This is a genomic window from Psychrobacillus sp. MER TA 171 (assembly GCF_023713305.1).
In the GTDB taxonomy this organism is placed as follows: Bacteria; Bacillota; Bacilli; order Bacillales_A; family Planococcaceae; genus Psychrobacillus.
In genome coordinates this window covers 255,271-272,536 of the sequence record NZ_JAMAWN010000003.1, presented here as the reverse complement: position 1 = coordinate 272,536, position 17,266 = coordinate 255,271, and the positions used below count along the sequence as shown (strand labels likewise).

The 17,266-nt window shown below is 35.2% G+C and carries 14 protein-coding genes and 1 pseudogene; 10 read left to right on the top strand and 5 right to left on the bottom strand.

Going from position 1 to position 17,266, the window contains the following annotated elements:
- Positions 1-269: 269 nt before the first annotated feature.
- From M3627_RS05120 to M3627_RS05100, 5 genes are all read left to right on the top strand, one after another.
- Entirely contained in the window at positions 270-3,071 is a 2,802-nt protein-coding gene (locus M3627_RS05120) for a 2-oxoglutarate dehydrogenase E1 component (protein WP_169360104.1), read from the top strand.
- 26 nt (positions 3,072-3,097) lie between these two features.
- A complete protein-coding gene (odhB, locus tag M3627_RS05115) occupies positions 3,098-4,339 on the top strand; it encodes a 2-oxoglutarate dehydrogenase complex dihydrolipoyllysine-residue succinyltransferase (protein WP_169360103.1) in 1,242 nt (413 codons plus the stop codon).
- A 502-nt stretch (positions 4,340-4,841) separates the two neighbouring features.
- On the top strand, positions 4,842-5,039 hold the full coding sequence (locus M3627_RS05110; protein ID WP_169360102.1) for a DUF6501 family protein: 198 nt from the start codon (positions 4,842-4,844) through the stop codon (positions 5,037-5,039).
- Between the two features lie 51 nt (positions 5,040-5,090).
- Positions 5,091-5,951 (top strand): AAA family ATPase, encoded by an 861-nt coding sequence (locus M3627_RS05105; protein WP_483315277.1) that lies wholly within the window; start codon positions 5,091-5,093, stop codon positions 5,949-5,951.
- A 9-nt stretch (positions 5,952-5,960) separates the two neighbouring features.
- A complete protein-coding gene (locus tag M3627_RS05100) occupies positions 5,961-7,841 on the top strand; it encodes a vWA domain-containing protein (RefSeq protein WP_251553190.1) in 1,881 nt (626 codons plus the stop codon).
- Positions 7,842-7,890: 49 nt separating this feature from the next.
- Here the strand turns inward: M3627_RS05100 and M3627_RS05095 are convergent.
- Together M3627_RS05095 and M3627_RS05090 are read right to left on the bottom strand one after the other, a co-directional pair.
- A pseudogene (locus M3627_RS05095) lies at positions 7,891-8,477 on the bottom strand (AraC family transcriptional regulator).
- Between the two features lie 440 nt (positions 8,478-8,917).
- Positions 8,918-9,355, bottom strand: coding sequence for a DUF3139 domain-containing protein (locus tag M3627_RS05090; RefSeq protein ID WP_251553189.1), 438 nt, complete (start codon positions 9,353-9,355; stop codon positions 8,918-8,920).
- Between the two features lie 448 nt (positions 9,356-9,803).
- Between M3627_RS05090 and M3627_RS05085 the strand changes: the two genes are divergently transcribed.
- Positions 9,804-10,556: a hypothetical protein gene (locus tag M3627_RS05085; RefSeq protein WP_251553188.1), complete on the top strand. Its 753-nt coding sequence runs from the start codon at positions 9,804-9,806 to the stop codon at positions 10,554-10,556.
- A 421-nt stretch (positions 10,557-10,977) separates the two neighbouring features.
- On the opposite strand, the gene M3627_RS05080 is transcribed toward M3627_RS05085, so the two are convergent.
- The gene (locus M3627_RS05080) at positions 10,978-12,174 is read right to left on the bottom strand and encodes a toxic anion resistance protein (RefSeq protein WP_251553187.1); all 1,197 of its coding nucleotides are present in this window, start codon (positions 12,172-12,174) and stop codon (positions 10,978-10,980) included.
- A complete protein-coding gene (locus M3627_RS05075; RefSeq protein ID WP_251553186.1) occupies positions 12,152-12,823 on the bottom strand; it encodes a 5-bromo-4-chloroindolyl phosphate hydrolysis family protein in 672 nt (223 codons plus the stop codon). Before M3627_RS05075 ends, M3627_RS05080 begins: the two co-directional genes overlap by 23 nt.
- 263 nt (positions 12,824-13,086) lie before the next feature.
- On the opposite strand from M3627_RS05075, the gene M3627_RS05070 reads away from it, so the two are divergent.
- The 4 genes from M3627_RS05070 to M3627_RS05055 all read left to right on the top strand — a co-directional run bounded on the left by M3627_RS05070 (position 13,087) and on the right by M3627_RS05055 (position 15,400).
- Positions 13,087-13,344 (top strand): DUF1033 family protein, encoded by a 258-nt coding sequence (locus tag M3627_RS05070; RefSeq protein ID WP_251553185.1) that lies wholly within the window; start codon positions 13,087-13,089, stop codon positions 13,342-13,344.
- Positions 13,345-13,537: 193 nt separating this feature from the next.
- Positions 13,538-13,738, top strand: a complete 201-nt coding sequence (locus M3627_RS05065) for a cold-shock protein (protein ID WP_169360097.1) — start codon at positions 13,538-13,540, stop codon at positions 13,736-13,738.
- Between the two features lie 151 nt (positions 13,739-13,889).
- Complete coding sequence (locus M3627_RS05060) at positions 13,890-14,729, top strand: STAS domain-containing protein (protein WP_285841636.1); 840 nt, start codon at positions 13,890-13,892, stop codon at positions 14,727-14,729.
- Positions 14,730-14,911: 182 nt separating this feature from the next.
- Positions 14,912-15,400, top strand: coding sequence for a YkvA family protein (locus M3627_RS05055; protein ID WP_169361409.1), 489 nt, complete (start codon positions 14,912-14,914; stop codon positions 15,398-15,400).
- A 94-nt stretch (positions 15,401-15,494) separates the two neighbouring features.
- Here the strand turns inward: M3627_RS05055 and M3627_RS05050 are convergent, their stop codons facing one another.
- The gene (locus M3627_RS05050) at positions 15,495-17,096 is read right to left on the bottom strand and encodes an ABC-F family ATP-binding cassette domain-containing protein (protein WP_169361410.1); all 1,602 of its coding nucleotides are present in this window, start codon (positions 17,094-17,096) and stop codon (positions 15,495-15,497) included.
- Positions 17,097-17,266: the final 170 nt, after the last annotated feature.

Sequence of the window (17,266 nt, the reverse complement as noted above, 5' to 3'; positions counted from 1 at the left end):
TTTCAAATGTATAAAAAAATTTAGAAAAGATTAATTTAATTTACCAAAAAGGATTGTATTTTTTAGTGAGAGTAGTAAGATGGATATGGAAAAATTGTTCTTATACTTGGATTCTTGAATTCTTTAAGTCTCATGAAAAGAGTGGTAAACTATTAATGTGAAGATTTAAAGAATAAAAATGTACATCTTTCATTTTCAGGCTTTTGCACTTATTTTTATGCAAATTCATTAATGCCTATTGTGGCACAATATGTTGGAGGTTTTTTTAAATGTCGAACAATCAAACACCTTGGTCCATTTTCTCAGGACCCAATCTTGGTTATGTGATGGAGCAGTATGATTTATACCTTCAATCACCAGAAGAAGTGGATCAAGAACTAGTTAGCTTATTTGAAGAGTATGGGGCACCAGTTCTGGATACAACTACAAATGGTACAGGAGCTGCTTTACCAACTGTGGAATCCAACAACTTCGATAAAGTGATTCGTGCAATCGAGTTGGCTGATGCTATACGAGCTCACGGGCACTTATCTGCAGATATCTATCCTTTAAATGACAGAGAGAAAAATGATTCTCGAATCAATTTTAAGACTTACGGTCTAACTCCTGCTGATTTAAAAGAAGTTCCTGTAGCTTTTTTATTAGCTGATGCACCAAACACAGTTACCAACGGTTTAGAGGCAATTGAGTACTTAAAATCTGTTTATACGAATAAAATAGCTTTTGAGATTTCTCATATTGTGAATGTAGAAGAGAGAAAATGGTTACAGGGCAAGATTGAAAAAGGTGTTGTATTAGAAAACTTATCTGCTGATACAAAAAAGGAATTATTGAAACGTTTAACTCAAATTGAAGGTTTTGAGAAATTTATTCACCGTACGTTTGTGGGAGCAAAACGCTTCTCTATTGAAGGTTTAGATTCTTTAGTGGTTTTAATAGACGAGCTTGTTAGACAATCTAATATCACTAAAACAAAACAAGTAAACATTGGTATGGCCCACCGTGGACGTTTAAATGTACTAACACACGTTTTAAACAAGCCTTATGAGATGATGTTCGCAGAGTTTGCACACGTACCTTCTGAAGCTTTTCAACCAAAAGACGGCTCTTTAGAGCTTTCTGAGGGATGGTATGGTGATGTAAAATACCATAAAGGTGCTGCTTACCATTCTCCATCTGGATTAACGATTAAATTAGCATATAACCCTTCTCACTTAGAAGTAGTAAGTCCTGTAGTAACAGGGCAAACTCGTGCTGCTCAAGAAACAACGGATCAAGCAGGTTTGCCAGTTCAAGATAAAAATGCTGCTTATGCAATTTTAGTTCATGGAGATGCGGCTTTCCCTGGTCAAGGTATTGTCACAGAAGTGTTAAACTATAGTAGAGTAAGAGGCTTCCAAACTGGAGGTTCAATCCATATCATCGCAAATAATATGATCGGATTTACAACGGAGCATTACGATTCACGTTCTACTTTCTATTCTTCTGACCCAGCTAAAGGATACGAAGTTCCTGTTATTCATGTAAATGCAGATGATCCAGAGGCTGTTATCGGCGTAGCAAAACTTGCTCACGAATACCGTAACAAATTTGGTAAGGACATTGTTATTGACTTACTTGGTTATCGTAGATATGGCCACAATGAAATGGATGAGCCACTAGTGACTAATCCACAAATGTATCATATTATTCATAAACACCCGACTGTACGTAATATTTACGGACAAAAGTTAGTAAATGAAAACGTTATCCAAGAAGCCGAAGTGAAAAAACTGGATGAAACTATCTTCAGTGGAATGCAAGAAGCATACGATCGCGTGAAAGAGCTTCCACAGACAACTGCACATGAGATAATTATTCCTGATGCTGTATTACAGGGAATGCCTGAGCTACCTACTGGAGTTGAGGAAGGCAGACTGAAGAAAATCAATGAAGAATTATTAAGCTGGCCATCTGATTTCAAAGCGTTCAAAAAATTAGAGAAAATTTTAAAACGTAGAGAAGAGCCATTTAAAGGGAAAGGTAAAATCGACTGGGGTCATGCAGAAACACTTGCCCTAGCAACGATTATTCAGGAAGGGAACTCTGTTCGCTTAACTGGCCAAGATGCACAACGTGGTACATTCTCACATAGACACTTAGTGTTACATGATGAAAATACAGGTGCAGAACTTACACCAATTCACTATATTAGTGATGCAAAAGCTTCCTTTACCGTTCACAACAGTCCATTAACAGAAACAGCAGTGTTGGGCTATGAGTTCGGTTATAACTTGGAAGATGCTAATTCATTAACTATTTGGGAAGCCCAATACGGGGACTTCGCAAATATGGCGCAAGTTATGTTTGACAATTTTATCAGTTCGGCTCGATCTAAATGGGGATTGAAATCTGGACTTGTGATGCTATTACCGCATGGTTCAGAAGGTCAAGGCTCAGAGCACTCAAGTGCACGTCTAGAGCGTTATTTACAGCTTGCTGCAGAAAATAACTGGACAGTTGCGAATCTATCAAGTGCAGCAAACTATTTCCATATTCTTAGAAGACAAGCTAAAATGCTAAAAGAAGACGCAATTCGACCATTAATAATCGTTTCTCCTAAATCATTACTTCGTCATCCTTTAGTGGGTGCAGAGGTAGCAGATTTGACTGAAGGTAAGTTTGAGACTATTATTGAACAGCCTGGCTTAGGTCAACAACCTGACAAGGTTGAAAAAGTAGTCTTTGCAAGTGGTAAACTAGCAATTGACTTAGCAGACAAAGTGAAGAATGGAGAAGGATATGACTTCATGCATATCGTTCGCGTAGAGCAGCTATATCCATTCCCAGAAGAGAAAATTCAAACGATTGTAGATCGTTATCCAAACCTTAAACAAATTGTTTGGGCTCAAGAAGAAACAGAAAATATGGGCTCATGGAATTTTGCACTTCCATATTTACTGGATATTGCAAAAGGAAAAGATATTAAGTACGTAGGGCGAGTACATCGATCAAGTCCTGCTGAAGGTGATATCGATACTTATAAAGTAGAGCAAGCAAGAATTATTGAAGAAGCATTGAAAAGCTTGTAAGAAAAGCAATAGAGGAGGAAAATCAAGTGGCAGAAATTATAGTTCCCGAATTAGCAGAATCAATTACAGAAGGTACCATTGCACAATGGTTAAAACAACCAGGTGATACAGTGGAAAAAGGCGAGTTTATCGTTGAGTTAGAAACAGATAAAGTAAATGTAGAGGTAATTTCAGAAGAAGCTGGAGTTGTTAGCGAATTACTATTTGCTGAAGGCGATACTGTACAAGTAGGCGAAGTAATTGCTATCGTAGGTGCAGGTTCAGGCGCACCAGCAGCTAAAGCTGAAACTAAGGAAGAACCGAAAGAAGAAAAAGCACCTGCAGTAAGTGGCAATAAAGCTGAAGAGGTAGCTAAAGCTAATGAAGACGCTTCTAAAGAACAAGACCGCACAATTGCTAGCCCAGCTGCTCGTAAGTTAGCTCGTGAAAAAGGTATTAATTTAAGCGAGATTTCTCCAGTAGATCCAATGGGACGCGTTCGAGTTCAAGATGTATCTGCTCACGGTTCTAAACCTGCAGCACCTAAAGCTGAAGCTTCAAAATCTGCAGCTCCAGTAAAAGAAGATGATGGACGCACAACTCGCGAGAAAATGTCACGTCGTCGTCAAACTATCGCTTCTCGTCTGTTAGAAGTTAGACAAAGCACAGCAATGTTAACAACATTTAATGAAATTGATATGACGAATGTAATGGCATTACGTTCTCGTAAAAAAGATAAATTCTTTGATGATAACGATGTACGTTTAGGATTCATGTCATTCTTTACTAAAGCTGTCGTTGCAGCATTGAAAAAATATCCTTACGTAAATTCTCAAATTGATGGAGATTATATTGTAAAAAATAATTTCTATGATATTGGTATCGCTGTATCTACAGAAGGCGGACTTGTAGTGCCAATCGTACGTGATGCAGACCGTAAAAACTTTGCAGAAATCGAAGGAGATATTGCTGGTCTTGCTAAAAAAGCTCGCGATAACAAGTTAGCTCTTTCAGACATGGCTGGTGGTTCTTTCACTATCACAAACGGTGGAGTATTCGGTTCACTATTATCAACACCAATTTTAAATGGTACACAAGTTGGTATTCTTGGAATGCACACAATCCAAAAACGTCCAATCGCTGTTGGAAATGAAGTTGAAATCCGTCCAATGATGTATGTGGCTCTTTCTTATGATCACCGTGTTATCGATGGAAAAGATTCAGTTGGATTCTTAAAAACAGTAAAAGAACTTCTTGAAAGCCCAGAAGACTTAATGTTAAATTCTTAATATTTTATTTAAGGCTGGATACCCAGCCTTAAATATTCAAGGCACCGAAAATTCTACGTTATGTAGATTTTCCGGTGTTTTTTTTGTACTAGGATCTTTTTATAAAAGGGAGCGAATGTCACCTGAAGAAGAGTGCACCTAAACGCTGACCATTGACACCTAAAACAGAAGGAATCGCACATAAAAGAGGGGGAAGTGTCACCTAAAAGAGTGCGAATGTCACCTAAAGAGTAGGAGTGCACCTAAACGTTGACCATTGACACCTAACCAAGTGTGAAGCGCACCTAAATGGTGTAGGAGTAACACCTAAAAGAGTGCGAATGTCACCTAAAGAGTAAAAGCGCACCTAAACGTTGACCATTGATTCCTAAATCATTAGTAAGCGAACCTAAAGGCAGTGAACTGTCACCTAAACCAGAGCAAGTGACACCTAAATACAGCAGTAACATGATTGAATTTTCATGAATTCAATCGTATACTATAGATAAAGGAAGTGGTTGAAATGATACATACTAATTGGGCTTTAAAGCCAACTACTAAGACAGTAACATGTATTCATACAGACGCTAAAAAATTCTTAGTTAGCAATGTATTGACTGTTGGAAAGACATACGAAGTAAAAAATGAAACAGAAGAATTTTTATTCGTCATTGATAATACCGGTAAGGTCGGCGGATACTACAAGGAATATTTTCAATAAAAAACTGATGAGCCTTCATCAGTTTTTTTTGTTAAGGAGGACAATAGCGTGATTGAGTTAATACAAAAAGAAAAAGAGTTAAGAACTAGTAGAGTGCACAGCGATAAAGATACAGATTTGATTGGCACGGGAGGATATGTTTCGCCTATCGACCATTTATATGAAGACGTGCTAATAGCGGTTTCCTTAAAAAAACCTGTTTTATTAAAGGGGCCAACGGGAGCAGGGAAGACTAAGCTAGCTGAAACAGTGTCCCATTTCTTTTCACAGCCAGTACAAAGTATCAATTGTTCTGTAGACCTAGACGCAGAGGCATTGCTTGGTTTTAAAACAATTGTCATTAAGGAAGGGACAAATGTGATTGAATTTGTAGATGGTCCTGTAATTGAGTCGATGAAAAAAGGACATATTCTTTATATAGATGAAATAAACATGGCTAAGCCTGAAACCTTGCCAATTTTACATAGTGTATTAGATTACCGTCGTATGTTGACTAATCCATATACGGGAGAGGTTATTAAGGCACATCCTGATTTTTCTGTAATCGCAGCAATTAATGAAGGATATATTGGAACTACTCCTATGAATGAAGCATTAAAAAATCGTTTTGTATCTTTTTCAATTCCATATATCACTGGAGAATTACTTGAAAAATTGTTTAATAATTTATTCCCAAATGCTCCTAAAGATCTTCATACGCTAATGCTTAACCTAGCAGAGGATTTAATGGCACAAGTGCAGCAAGGTCTTTTAGCGGAGGATGCTGCTTCTATTCGGAGCCTCCAATATGCAATGGACTTAGCACAATATATGGATCCTTTGAGAGCAATTGAATATGCGATCGCTGAAAAGCTAGATGATGAGCAAGAGAAGAGACTCGTATTAGAGCTTGCTTCCTCTTGGATTAAGTGAGGCGGTATAATGTCTTCAGTAAATCGCTTTATACAATTTAACAACGAAACGATTGATGCTAGACAACTGATGCATTACGAGACAATTGCTCGTGCAATGACCAAAGACTTGGGAATTACTATTAATGAACGAAAACTAATAGAATTTCAGCCGGAGGAGCAAACAATATCCATTAGTGTGTTTTGGAGACATCGAAGTGAAGAGGTGATGCATAAAGGGAGACTTTCAGACATCTATCTCTTAACCGAAGGGTTCTGGAAATACTTCAGCATCGGCGCTTGGCTAGACTACTTAAAAGATAGAGATAACAATCTGTCTAAATTAATGGATCAACTAGTGTTTTGTCTTGAGGAATTTCGCCTTATGGAATATATACAAAAAAGACGTATTGGTACAAGGAAAATCTTTATTGCAAGAGTGGAAACATATCTTGCCTTTCATAAGCAACAGTTAAATGTTAATCTTCAAAAAGGGTTTTTAGCAGATGCTTATATTAGTTACCTTTATATTAGTTTATATGAAGGTACAATTAATGCAAAAGGTCCTGAGGCGTTTATTCAAACTAACAGCATGATTCAAAGAGTATACGATCATATATCTACAAATGACTCTATTGATTTAGCGTATCAGCTTGTAAATTTTTTAACAGAATATATTTCGACTGATTCTATTTTACAATTTTATGCGATTCTCTCTCCTAATACTTTAATGAGTAAAGACTTCCATTATCATCAAGGCATGAAGGATTCTTTAAAAGGTGAGGATGAAAGTAAAGACACGATCGAGGAAGTATTTAGATCCTGGCACAGAGAAAATGAACAGGAAAGAGGAGTACATCTACAGTATGAGCTGGAACATGGAACAGATGGGAAAGCGGAACAAAACGTCAACGCTGAAGAAGGCCGAGAGGGTCATGACATTACGGAAACGGGTAGGGGACAATCGGCTGGGAATACGAAGGAAAATCTTTCGTCAGATCAAGTAGAGGATAAAATGGGAAGTACCAAGAAGGCAGGTAAGAGCTTTGGATATGAACATTTAAATGTGATATACGAAGAAAAGAGAATTGAAAGCATGCTCCATCCGCATACGAAATCAGAACTTCAGACAATCCGGCAGGAGCAAGCTCCCTTTGTTAGGGCCTTTGTCCATGAAATGAAAAAACGCATGGAACAAAAAAAGGTAGATAAGCGGACCAATTTATCAAAAGGTCGACTTTCTACTCGAATGACGTCTATATGGACAGAGGAAAGACCTAAGCCGTTCTACAAAAAAGATGCTCCGAGTACAAGACTCAATGCCGTATTTGGTTTACTGGTAGATGGGTCTGCATCCATGCAGGATAAAATGCCGGAGACACAAAAGGCTGTTTTATTATTCCACGATGTACTAAGAGAATTAAACATTGCTCATGAAATCGTACTTCATTATGAAGATGCCTATGAGGCAACTGAAACTAGCCAACCTAATACATTTGAATGGATTCATCGATTAGAAGATGGACAAAAGGATAGTGGTCAAAATATTTTGGCCATGGAAGCACATGAGGATAACCGTGATGGTTTTGCAATCCGTTGGATAGGCAAACGTTTAGAAACTAGACCAGAAACACATAAATTTCTATTAGTCTTCTCAGACGGAGAACCCTCAGCTTTTGGCTATGCCCAAAATGGTATTATGGATACTGCTGAAGCAGTATTGGAAGTCGAACGAAAGCAGATTTCTATACTTCATTTATTTCTTAATGATGAGGAGCCAACAGACGAACAAATTAACCTGTTCCAGCTCATCTTCGGTAAGAAAACAGCGACCGCTTCCTCTATGGAGAGGTTCTCAGATGAAACGTTACGTTTACTGCGTAAAATGCTTCAGCATGTCGTGAAAAGCTAAGAAGAATAGTCAATCTTTGTATTGTTTATAAAGAAGGCGGTTATGATCACTAAATCATAACCGCCTCTTTAAAATATTTCTTTGTTATATGGTGTAAGTGTTTTTCTTTAATGGAACTCAATTCACATTTTCCTATCAGATTTCCCCTAATCCAGTTAAGCTTTTCGTTTTTTATGGGAACAAATAAGTCTAATTTTAATTTCCCTTCTGGATCTTCAACGGGATTATTCATGTTAAACTCCAGATTATATCTAGCATGATCAACATCATAATTACTAATTGGAAGCCAATGTTCAAACATATATTTATAAGCTGAATTCAATTTTTCAGGACTATCATAATATTCATACAAAGCATATTGTCCACCATCTAGCTTTTTGAATTGCATATTTTTATGTTTCGTTTTATCAAAGCCTTCAGGAATTGTAACACAAGCATCGTGTCGACATTTATTACTTTCAACAATGTTGGGATCATCTAAGGATATTCCTATAAATGACTGATGGGGTGGAAAAAACCATTTTCATATGCCCAGTGCATTAAATTACCCCAGTGTTCTTGCGGTTCAAAATAACTTCCAGTTCGTCTAACAAAGGCTACCTCGTATACCGGTAGTTCTTTAATGACTATCTCCATTTTAATCATCTCCTAAATATCAATAATTTATTTATTCGTTTTTAGTAGTTTAAATCCCTTTAGGCTGTTATAGATAAATGTTGATATTTGCTCAAATGGAACTAAAAGTACTATGGTGAAATCAACAAATAAAAAAGGACTATAAAAATTTTTAGAAAGGTATATTTTTATTATTGGAATTTTTAGGCGTTTTGAAGTCAGAGCGTACTCTTCATGTAGATATATTTTAAAAAGGCTTAGTTAAAGACTTAACGGGTTCGGTTGATGGGGAGAAAATGCTAAAAGCACCTCAATTATCACCCTAATCGGTACACATTTCGTATCCTAAATAACAGTATAAACGGTATTAAAAAACGCACAGTAATAATCTGTGCGTTTTTACTTGTCGTATTTTATTATTGTGATTTCACTAAACCTTACTTAACAATCACGTCGATTGCTTAATTTTGATTTTCTAGAGAGTTAACACATTTTTCTTCACTATGTTTTGTCTCGCCTTCAAAAATATCTATAACACCATTGGGTAACAATTTATCCTTTTCACAAAATTGCTTAACCTGCTTGTCTTTTTTAGTTAATCCATAATAATACATCACGTCTGGTTCGTCTCTAAAAACAACCATGTAATGACCATGATAAAAATCTTTATTTATGACGTGTTTAGGTTCCACAAAATGCAATTCCTCTATGTCGCTTTCTTTGTACCCCTGTTCCTCCAAATAAACTGGCACATTTTTATTTGCCATATATTTTGTATAAGGATTTCCGTTGTTTAACAAGTAAATAACGACAAAAGGAGTTGCTATGACAAGGATTAAAATTACACTTATCGCAATCCATATACTTTTTTTTATATTAATCCCTCCAGTCTGTTTCACAAAAGGCTCCGCTTGTTGAATGATTACTTTAACTGTAATCTACTTTACCATATAAACTTTCTTTCTTTTGGTTAATTTAACTATTTTGAAAACTATTTTCATAACAACTATTATTCAACAAATTAACATATGTCTTAACACTGCAATTAGGATTGTAATACGCAATGCCACGTAAATTTAGGTGGTGTTATGAATTGATATGCTAGTAACTATACCAAATTATCCATATTATGTGTCATAAAATTGATATAACAACGAAAACAGTGACACCAATTCATATGCGAATGGCGTCCCGAATTGGTACTTGATTTGATGTTTTCTCCCCTAGTTCCGAACCTGTTATTAAAGACTAGAGGTTCTTTTTTTTGAAGCAATGTAGTGTGTGAGATGTTACACTTAAACGAACGAAGCAGGTCAGGTCAACTAGATAACTAAAGGGGTGTTTTTTGTGGAAAATCAATATACATGTATTTATGATATAAATAAATACAGAGACGCTATAATTAAATTTAATGGAGATGGTCAAGAACTCGAATTCAAATTTATGATTCCATTCGTTTCAGTTCCTCATTTCTTTCATATTCTTTTAGAACTTTGGACTGGGAAAGTGAACAAAGATAACATAAACGGTTACGGTATTCCAGCGGAATATTATTTAACGGTGGAGGAGAAAAACCTATGTGTTGAACGTCTTACTTCTAGCGAAGATAGTCGTAAGCCTATTTTTCACAATTATAAATTTGACTTTGAGAAATTTGCCAAAGCATTAGATAAAGGATTCTCTGAATATTTCCAAGAACAAAAGAACAAAGGACTATATCCTCTCCCTCTTGAGGTTGATGAATACTGTCATCACTTATCCAATGAAGTAATTGAAAAATTTGAAGAATTCTCGACCATCATCAACGAGAGTGAATTGAATATGATTAGACCGGTAGAGGAGATAAAGAGTACTTTGTTAGATGATGTACCAGCATATCACCTTTTAAAATCCGAAAAGGAAGGTATAGAATTTCTCCTAAAAAACGACTACAAAAAAGTAAATGGTTTAGGTTATTACGTTGTATCATTCCACGGAGAAGACCTAGAAGAAACAGTGTTACAAACTGTATTTGACGATAGGGAAGATGCCGAAAATTGTATGAAGTTACTGGTGCAGAGATTAGAAAATGGTCACGGTAGAGGTATATTGGGTATTTAAAAGAATGGTAATTTCCACTTAAACTAACAGGTAATTTAGCAAAGAAGAAATCAAATTAAAATGAGCTTGGAGGAGATCTCCTAGCCCATTTTTTGTTTACAATAATTTCATATATTATAATATTTCATATAATCCTATAAAAGAATATTCATCTGAAACCGATGTGGTAGACTTTTATATAACTAGAAATTCTCATGAGGGTGAAGAAATCAATACAAAATGCCAAGATACGAATAATTGCAAGAAGGTTTTCGAATATTTTAGTGATCTAAACTTAAAGCCCATAAAGGATAAAACTGCATCTCAATATACTAAATTTCTTTACTACTCGTTCTAACGGAACTTCCAATTTACAGTTCTATATAAAAAATAGAGTCAAACTCAGAAATTTGAGTTTGACTCTAGCCATTTTTAAAGCAAATTATGGTTGAACGGATCTGTTTTTAGATTGGTCAGCAATAAGAAGGAGACGTTGTTTTAGTTCTTCTTCCATTCGACCAATTTCAATTTCAGCAGCTTTTCGTTTAACTCTTCCATCTGCTTGAATACGCATTGTTTCCTCGATTGTTTGCAGAAGGTTTTCCTGTGTGTTCTTCAATGTATCGATTTCTACGATACCTCGCTCATTTTCTTTAGCTGTTTCAATACTATTCACTTTAAGCATTTCCGAGTTTTTCAATAGTAGGTCGTTAGTTGTTTTTGTAACTTGTCTTTGAGCTGCTACTGCTTTTTGTTGACGATTTAACGTTAAGGCAATCGCAATTTGATTTTTCCATAATGGAATGGATGTCATGATAGAAGATTGTATTTTTTCAGCTAACGTTTGGTTTGTTTGTTGAATCATACGTATTTGTGGCGCACTTTGAATGGTAATCTGACGTGAAAGCTGTAGGTCATAAACTCGTTTTTCAAGTCGATCTACAAATTGGGCCATATCATTAACTTCCTGGTAAGCCATTTGGTCGTTTGACATTTCAGCTTTTCTTTTTAGTTCTGGTATCGTAACGTTGAGTATTTCATCTTTTTTTAGTTCAGCAGCTGCAATATAAACGTTTAATGCTTGAAAATATGTTTTGTTTTGATCATATAGCTTATCTAACATTTGAACATCCTCTACTAGACCACGTTTTGAATGCTCCAATTGAATGCCGATACGGTCGATTTGTGTACTAAGCTTTTGATATTTTGTCATCATTTCTTGAACAGATCTGTTTACACGATTAAAAAGCTTTTTGATACCACTTTTCTTTTCGTTTGAAAGCTCTTCAGGATTTAGCTCTGATAGTTTTTTCATTAAGTCGCCTAATATATCTCCAACTGGTCCGATATCTTTCTTTTGCACATGGTCCAGCATTTGATGTGAAAAGCGGGTAAGCTCTGTTTGAGCATTGGCTCCATATGTTAAGATCGCTTCATAATTACCAGCAGGTATTTGATCTGCTAGCTGCTTAGCTTTTTGTTTCTCTTCTTCCGATAAGCGATCAATTAATTTAGTTGGTAGCGCCTCATTTGCTTGTTTAGTTAATGTTTGAGGCTTTGTTTCATTTAGAGAAAATGGATTATTAAGTAGTTCGTCCATTAAAAGATCGTCTGTTTTATTCGAGATATTTTCGCTCATTTGTTGTCTCTCCTTTTAGATATAAAGGTTTTTCGTTTTTAGATACGGATAGTTTAGCAAAATCAAGTTCCATTCTTAAGTGCTCCATGTCACTAGCAAGAACATTTTTTAAGTCATCTTCCATGACAGAGTTAATGGATTCTAGTGTTTCACGAGTATCCTGCAAAGCAATTTTCATTTCTTTGTTCTTTGATGGCTGAGAAACTAAGAATGTATACTTAGATGTTAGCTCTACTGCCGAATCTAAATGAGCGTAGAAGAAGTTTTCAGCTTGGTAAAATTTCTTTGGGTTTGCTTTAACTAAGGCAATAATTCGTTTTGCTAATCTATTTAATTCGAAAAGCTGTTTAAAAGAGCTCACTGATCGTACTTTTAAATAATGGTTATTAAGTGTACGAACTTTTGCTGTTGCTTCCTTAATCTGCTTTCGAATATGAAAATACTCTGATGAAGTTAAATCATATTTCTTCATAATAGATCTCTGTTGAATTTTTTTGATAGCAAAATTAGAAGTTAGGTAGGTAACTACTGCTAACGCTGAGCTTACAAAAAAACCTAATTCAACTGGGAAGAAGAAAATTAGCCATGATGTAATCATGACAGGAACATTAATAATATGACGAATGACGGTTTGTATTACTTGTGTCATAGTCAAGACCTCCTTATATATACACTACATTATACGAACGAGAGAAAAGAAGGTTTCATATATGTCGAAATTAATGGGAGCATATTACCGTTTAATTTCTCTTTTATTTACTTTGATGTTATTTATAACTTAACGTAAATAGCAAATTTTTTCAATTTATTCAGTTTCAAAAGTCAAAAGAGTAGACATTTTCTTTGTGAGCAGTAAAATATGTATTAATAAAAAGTATTAGAGGCGATTACAATATGTATGAGGTTATTTATATGAAAGCAGACTATGAGCCGTGGTGGGCTTTTGAGGGCTGGGAAGAGTTTATCATGGAAAAAGCGGAATTTGAACATGAGGACCAAGCACGCTCATTTTTAGAAAAAAAACTAACCGAATTAAGAGGGAAGTTCCCAAAAGAAGAGATGAGAAACAATAAGTACTGGGCATTTTGGTCAGTAAAGGAACAATGTTATTGTGAGTCGTGTGAAGATGACTTACAAATTTTCCATGGAATCATATTTAATATCAAGTAAACGATTTAGAATAATGTAATTATTTGTTGACTAAATTTATCCAACTGCTATAATTTATAGTAACAATTAAAGTATAAACCGGTTGAGCAATTCACATATCCCATGTAGTGATCGATGATGTGATGTCGGTACTTCATGGAATATGTGAATTTTTAGTTTACATATTGTTAATTTTATTTTTGGAGGTAATAACATGAAACAAGGTACTGTAAAATGGTTTAATGCAGAAAAAGGATTTGGATTCATCGAAATTGAAGGAGAAAATGATGTATTCGTACACTTCTCTGCTATTCAAGGTGATGGCTTCAAATCACTTGAAGAAGGCCAAAGTGTAGAATTTGAAGTTGTAGAAGGAAATCGCGGGCCACAAGCTGCAAATGTAACAAAACTATAAGTAGGAAGCCCATCATTATGATGGGCTATTTTTTTTCCTAAAAATATATTAAACTCTAAAGAAAACACTATCTACATAGTGTTTAATATTCAAAGAATTTGGGTATAAGAATCGAGTGTTTAATTTTATTTAAATTATAGGGGGATGTCACTTGGAAAAGCTATTATTAGACGGAGGAATTAAAGAATATTTCGAAGGTAACAAGGGGAAAGTCGAAGATAATCTTTTATCAGAGGCAGTAAATGTTAAAGATAAGATAAATGATATTTTAAGAGTTGGTGATATTGACCTTATCAACAATGCACATCATCTTATTAAAAACATTATCGAGGGTAATGATGAGGAGTTAGATCTATTTGCTAAGCAAGAAGGTATTGCGTGGGCAACTCATTCTTTAACGCTTTCTTTTAAATTAGAATGGGTGCAAGCTATCCGTCGAACCATGTGGAGGTTTATAAAGGAATTGAATGATTCCGATCAAATGATGGACCTAGAGGACTTCTTTAAAATTGAAAAGCAGCTAAATAATAGAATTGACAACTTCTTAAACGAATTTTTTATTAATTATTCAACTTATAAAGATGCTTTGATATCCTCTCAGAAAAAAGTAGTTGAAACCTTATCGGTACCAATAATACCGATCACACCTTCCATTTGTATTTTACCTTTAATTGGATCAGTAGATACATATAGAACTTCAATTCTAGAAGAAAAAGTATTAACTGAAATTAGTAAACTCAGAATCCAAACTTTAATAATAGATTTATCAGGTATAGCAGAAATGGAGACAGAAGTAATAGAACATCTGTTAAAGACAATTTATGGTACATCAATGATGGGATGCCAAACTGTAATTACTGGTTTAAGACCTGAGGTTGTTCGACAAATGATTCGATTAGGCATGCTATTTGATAAAGATACAAGAACTTATGGCACATTACAGCAGGCTTTAAATGAATACTTGAAACTAGATAAAATGTATTTACAATAATGGCCAAATTTAAGTAATATATAAATAGATTTCACCAGTTTACTACTATGATTTTTTTATAGTAAAGGGCTAACTATAAAACTAACTCTTTGATGTGCTCATTAATATACTCGAATGAGTGCTATTTAAGTTTCTTTTTCCAAAATTTTTGGTATAGTGAGAACAAGAAAGGGGAGCTTTGTATGAATTTAGAGTTAAAAAAGGAATTACCTTCCTATGAGGAGCAACAAGATTTTTACACAAAACTACGTGCTAAAATAACGAAATATGTGGATTCCAAATCAAACAAGTTGGGTAAGTTTACTCCATACCTTCTTTTTGCTCCAGATTTTTTCCATTTACTTATTAAATCTATGCTAGATGATCGCATTGACGCAAAAAGTAAAACACTTATTGGTAGTGGTATCCTATACTTTATTACTCCAATTGATATATTACCCGAGGGCTTAATAGGACCAGGTGGATACATGGATGATATTATTGTTGCAGCATTTATTGTCAATATGCTTTTAAATAAGTTTTCCCCTGAAATCGTAGAAGAGCATTGGGCTGGAGAACATAAGCTGTTAGATACAATGAAAAAGGTATCGGAAACAAGTGATAGTTTGCTTGGGAAATTACCAGCACGTTCATTGCTAGGACGTTTTATAAAAACATCTAAAAAGGTGTAGGACTATACGTCTAACACCTTTTTTTATACAAAAAAAGTACCATGGGATATAAAAAAAGGGTATCGTAAATATTTACGAATACCCTTTTTACGTATTATAATTTTTGAGATTCTTTCCATTCTAAGAATTCATCATATGTCAGCTGTTTATCTAGAATAGAGCCGTCCTTGCGGATTTCGATTACACGATTTGCAATCGTTTGGATGAACTGGTGGTCATGAGAAGTGAATATCATAGCGCCTTTGAACGCAATTAATCCATTATTCAATGCTTGGATGGATTCCAAGTCTAAATGGTTAGTAGGCTCATCTAGCAATAAAACATTACTTTCGGAAAGCATCATTTTAGACAGCATGCAACGAACTTTTTCTCCACCAGAAAGGACAGAAGGTTTCTTCTTCACTTCTTCCCCTGAGAAAAGCATACGTCCTAGGAAACCACGAAGGAATGTTTCACTTTCATCATCAGGTGAATATTGGCGTAACCAATCAACTAGTGAAGTTTCTGTACCGTTAAAGTATTTTGCATTGTCTAATGGGAAGTACGCACGAGATGTAGTTACACCCCAACGAATAGAGCCTTCTTGTGGCTCTTCCTCTTCTGCAAGCATACGAAGTAAAGCAGATTTAGCAAGCTCATCACCTAACAAGATAATTTTATCGTCTTTGTTCATAGTGAAGTTCATACCTGAGAATAGTTTTTCGTTCTCTAGCGAATAACCTAAATCTTGAACCTGTAATACGTCATTACCAATTTCACGCTTCATAGAGAAGTTCACATATGGATATTTACGAGAAGAAGGTCTAATATCATCTAGTTCAATCTTATCTAACATTTTTTTACGAGATGTTGCTTGCTTTGATTTAGATGCATTCGCACTAAAGCGAGCAATGAAGGCTTGTAGTTCTTTAATTTTTTCTTCTTTTTTACTATTTTGATCCTGAGCCATTTTAGTAGCAAGCTGGCTTGATTCATACCAGAAGTCATAGTTTCCTACATAAACTTGGATTTTGCTGAAATCTAGGTCTGCAATGTGTGTACATACTTTGTTTAAAAAGTGACGGTCATGCGAAACTACGATTACAGTATTTTCAAAGTTGATAAGGAAATCTTCTAGCCATTGAATTGCTTTGATATCTAAATGGTTGGTAGGCTCATCTAGTAAAAGTACATCTGGTTTGCCAAATAAAGCTTGAGCTAAAAGTACTTTTACTTTTTCTGACCCAGTTAATTCAGACAGTTTCTTTTGGTGCATGCTATCAGGAATACCTAGTCCTTGTAAAAGGATGGCTGCCTCTGATTCAGCTTCCCAACCGTTAAGGTCTGCAAATTCCCCTTCTAACTCAGCGGCACGCATACCATCTTCGTCAGAAAAATCTTCCTTCATGTAAATTGCATTTTTTTCGTTCATTACTTCATATAAACGTTTATGACCCATGATCACTGTTTCAAGCACATTGTATTCTTCATACTCAAAGTGATTTTGCTTCAAAATCGCTAAGCGCTCATCTGGATTCATAATCACATTACCTTCTTGTGGCTCAATTTCCCCCGACAAGATTTTGATAAATGTAGATTTACCAGCTCCGTTTGCACCGATTAACCCATAACAGTTACCAGGTGTAAACTTTATATTTACATCTTCGAATAATTTACGATCACCAAATCGAAGACTTACATTACTTACTGCAATCATGCTATACCTCCTAAAATTCACAATGCTCTTATTATAGCACGGTGTTCAAACAAAAGCTATCAAACGTTGATATGTTGGGCTTATATTAACCCTATTCGTGGGATATTTTAAAGGAAATCCCTAAATGTTGTAACCATCCAGAGTGTATTTAATGGAGAGAGAATATGGTA

Excerpts from the sequence above, each read along its gene's own strand:
- M3627_RS05065 (WP_169360097.1), top strand. The coding sequence starts at position 13,538 with ATGAAACAAGGTACTGTAAAATGGTTTAATGCAGAAAAAGGATTTGGA.
- M3627_RS05100 (WP_251553190.1), top strand. The coding sequence starts at position 5,961 with ATGTCTTCAGTAAATCGCTTTATACAATTTAACAACGAAACGATTGAT.
- M3627_RS05080 (WP_251553187.1), bottom strand. The coding sequence starts at position 12,174 with ATGAGCGAAAATATCTCGAATAAAACAGACGATCTTTTAATGGACGAA.
- M3627_RS05070 (WP_251553185.1), top strand. The coding sequence starts at position 13,087 with ATGAAAGCAGACTATGAGCCGTGGTGGGCTTTTGAGGGCTGGGAAGAG.
- M3627_RS05110 (WP_169360102.1), top strand. The coding sequence starts at position 4,842 with ATGATACATACTAATTGGGCTTTAAAGCCAACTACTAAGACAGTAACA.
- M3627_RS05050 (WP_169361410.1), bottom strand. The coding sequence starts at position 17,096 with ATGATTGCAGTAAGTAATGTAAGTCTTCGATTTGGTGATCGTAAATTA.
- M3627_RS05055 (WP_169361409.1), top strand. The coding sequence starts at position 14,912 with ATGAATTTAGAGTTAAAAAAGGAATTACCTTCCTATGAGGAGCAACAA.
- M3627_RS05075 (WP_251553186.1), bottom strand. The coding sequence starts at position 12,823 with ATGACACAAGTAATACAAACCGTCATTCGTCATATTATTAATGTTCCT.
- M3627_RS05120 (WP_169360104.1), top strand. The coding sequence starts at position 270 with ATGTCGAACAATCAAACACCTTGGTCCATTTTCTCAGGACCCAATCTT.